A 2,007-nucleotide genomic window follows, 5' to 3' on the forward strand; every position below is an offset into this window, starting at 1 on the left:
CTGATCATGTCGACGGTGGTGGGCATGAATCAAATGACCAAAGTAGGACAAAAAATATCAATGACTGCTGGTGAAGAATTGTCTCTCACCGTCGGCAAAGCCAGTCTGGTGATGAAATCCGATGGCACTATCATCATCAATGGCAGCCAATTTAATTTTGAAGCCACAGGGCCGGTACAAATCAGTGGCAAAGATGTCGATATTAATTAAGTCAAGCCACGATGGAATTTCGTAACCACACCCCCTTTCCGGCGCAGGCCTTTGAAGGACTTGATCAACACGAGCAAGTCTTTCATGTCATTGGCCTGCGACAGACCTTGAGTTTCGCGTCCGGCACGCTGGAATACGCGGATGAACAAGCGCCGTTATGTGAGGTCGATGCGTTCTTCGGTGAAATGAACCAAAGTAGTGTGCGTCAGGAATCGGATTTTTGTCAGTACAAGCCAAAATGTGATGTGATTGTAAATGCCACAGCATACGTGCCACAAGGTAAACCGAGCACACGTTTTACAGTGCGCCTGACGGTCAAGCAGCCCGATGCCCCGATGCCACTGCCAGAGGCACCACAAGGATTCAATCCCTGGCAAGGACCAACACATCAGCAAATGCAGCGATGGCGTGAGCAACTAGCGCATGCAAAAAATACGATCATGCCAGGTGCAAGTCTGATCGATAAAACACTGGTGGTCACTGGTGAGCGCTATTTCAAACGCCTTATCTGGCCGGTACGTGTGTTAGCCACCTTACTAAACTGGAGTACGTTTGGTGTTATTTCACCACTCACTTGGCGATTGACCAAAGCGAAAGTAATCACTGCAGTTCCTGTGCGTGCCGAATATACGTTTGGAGGTCAATGCCAAATCAATGCCTCAGACAAGGCGGCACGATCTATTCATAAAAAACATCAATTAACGCCGTCTCAATTACGCAGTCATCCCGATGCAGAGTTACCTGTAGATCAGCGAACGATTGCGCACACAGCATTTGATATCAACCCTATTGGTCGTGGTTTTACAAAAAATTGGTATATCGAAGCGACCGGCCTCACAAAAATACCCGCGCCGCAAATTCATTACCCCGAATATCCAACAAACCTAAGGCCATTTTTACATTGTCTCAGAAAAAAACTCCCTGACAAGGTTGGCGTACGTCTGTTTGCTGGCTTAGGTGTCCGAGCCAAAGGGCATCCCGACCGCATAAAACTTACAGGAACGATAGATGATCACTTTATCCAAAGTGACGCTTGGTTGCCAAAAGACTTTGACTTTGCAGTGTGGAATGCCGCACCGCCAGATCAGCAAACGCACTACTTACAAGGCAACGAGATCATCACGCTCACGAATCTCTGCCCACCCGGTACCCACGGTACGCACCGTGATGACAAAGGTGATACTGTTTTAAGCTTGACACTCCCCAAGCATGTCTGCTTTGTTCTGCTGCGCCTGGAAAGCGGTGAGTTACTCCAGCACCCGCTATCGATTGACACTGTCATCATCGAACCAGATACACATACCTTGAGTTTGGTCTGGCGCACGGTATTTATAAAAGATGATGCAGCAGCGATTCGCGTTGCAGAGGCACGCATGTGTAGTTGTGCGGAGCGAGATCGTCTACTTCAAGAGATCAATACGATCAAGGTACAGATGCGAACCGTTGACAGCGTCGCAAAAGACACCGTATTAGCAATCAGCGAGGACACAGCCTATGTCTAATCCGATAGGCGCTCGTAAGAATGCCACTTTCAAGGCAATCTCCACCGCCCCCTCGTTCAATAAAACTCCGGTCGGCAGCGCGACACCGCCATTGCCCTATCCAACGATTCAGGATTTAAGCAACAGCCTCAGCGTCGTCGCCAGCGTCAAATTTAACGGTAATCCCGCGTACGTTCTCAATCAAAGTACACAACCCAAAGGCAAAGGAGATGAACCTGGTGTCGCCAAAGGAGTTAAAAGCGGCACGGTGACAGGCGAAGTCAAACCAGTCAAAGGCTCGAGCACGGTACGGGTA

General features: G+C 49.0%; 2 protein-coding genes and 1 pseudogene. All 3 read left to right on the forward strand.

Translation table 11 applies throughout. From position 1 onward, the window contains the following. Nucleotides 1–210 (forward strand): annotated as a pseudogene (locus AAKU61_RS22480) (bacteriophage T4 gp5 trimerization domain-containing protein); the annotation flags it as partial. Nucleotides 211–221: 11 nt separating this feature from the next. Next, nucleotides 222–1,712, forward strand: a complete 1,491-nt coding sequence (locus AAKU61_RS22485) for a DUF2169 family type VI secretion system accessory protein (protein WP_354335849.1) — start codon at nt 222–224, stop codon at nt 1,710–1,712. Then, the coding region (locus AAKU61_RS22490; RefSeq protein ID WP_354335851.1) for a PAAR-like domain-containing protein at nt 1,705–2,007 on the forward strand (303 nt) is incomplete at its 3' end. The genes AAKU61_RS22485 and AAKU61_RS22490, both read left to right, overlap by 8 nt.

Origin of the sequence: Undibacterium sp. GrIS 1.2, assembly GCF_040544435.1 — a bacterium.
GTDB lineage: Bacteria > Pseudomonadota > Gammaproteobacteria > Burkholderiales > Burkholderiaceae_D > Undibacterium.

Coding starts and splice junctions, on each gene's coding strand:
- AAKU61_RS22485 (WP_354335849.1), top strand. CDS start 222: ATGGAATTTCGTAACCACACCCCCTTTCCGGCGCAGGCCTTTGAAGGA.